Here is a 1028-nt window from a genome sequence, read left to right as displayed (position 1 = left end):
GGCGGCATACGAGTTGCTAAGGAGTCTCGGGGGCTCGGAGATGGGTATAAGAGACAGCTCCTACAGAGGGATTGTTTGAACCAGAAAATATCGCGGGCAAAAAAAAGCCCGATCTCGCTAATGCGTTCAATCGGGCTACAGCACTCAGGAGCAAAAAGTGCAAAGGGAGGTTCGATGCGCGTAGAGCCTTGAAGGGGTTGCGCCAAGTCACTAGAACATCCAGCGATTATCTGGCGATTAACATATCAAGCGACCGAGGCCAGTTTGGCGTTGGCCTGGTTCAAGCCTTTTTCCTGGAAGTCGCCACCCAGGTTCATGCCTTCGGCGTGAATAAAAGTCACGTCGTGGATGCCGATGAAACCCATCACCTGGCGCAAGTACGGTTCCTGATGGTCCGCCGGGCCGCCGGCATAGATGCCGCCGCGGGCCGTCAGCACGTAGGCACGCTTGCCGCTGAGCAGGCCTTGCGGGCCGGTTTCGGTGTATTTGAAGGTCACGCCGGCACGCAGCACATGGTCGAGCCAGGCCTTGAGGGTGCTCGGGATCGCGAAGTTGTACATCGGTGCGGCCATCACCAATACATCGGCGGCCAGCAGTTCGTCAGTCAATTCATTGGAGCGATCCAGCGACGCCTGTTCGCTGTCGTTGCGCTGCTCGGCGGGCTTCATCCAGCCACCCAACAGATTGATGTCCAAGTGCGGCACCGGGTTCACGGCGAGGTCACGTACGGTGATCTGATCGGCAGGGTGTGCTGCTTTCCACTGTTTGATGAAGGTCTGGGTCAACTGGCGGGACACCGAGTCTTGCTGGCGGGCGCTGCTTTCGATGATCAGAACGCGGGACATGTTGTGTAGCCTCCATCCGAGAATGTTGTAGGTCGATGGAGTGGAGATTAGACAGAGTCGATTCGATGAAAAAGCGCAAATAATTGCTATAAAGCATCGATAAATTCGTTTATAAGCTGAAGCATGCCTTTGTAGGAGTGAGCCTGCTCGCGATAGCGGTGTGTCAGGCGACATCTATTTATC

The 1028-nt window shown here is 55.6% G+C and carries 1 protein-coding gene; it reads right to left on the bottom strand.

All coding sequences use genetic code 11. The features are described 5' to 3' along the window. Positions 1–245: 245 nt before the first annotated feature. Positions 246–845, bottom strand: coding sequence for an FMN-dependent NADH-azoreductase (locus tag IAI51_RS27750; protein ID WP_187681376.1), 600 nt, complete (start codon positions 843–845; stop codon positions 246–248). Positions 846–1028 lie beyond the last annotated feature (183 nt).

Source organism: Pseudomonas sp. N40(2020) (assembly GCF_014472415.1).
In the GTDB taxonomy this organism is placed as follows: domain Bacteria; phylum Pseudomonadota; class Gammaproteobacteria; order Pseudomonadales; family Pseudomonadaceae; genus Aquipseudomonas.
Note: the sequence above shows the minus strand (reverse complement) of the source record. Positions and strands in the feature narration are given on the sequence as shown.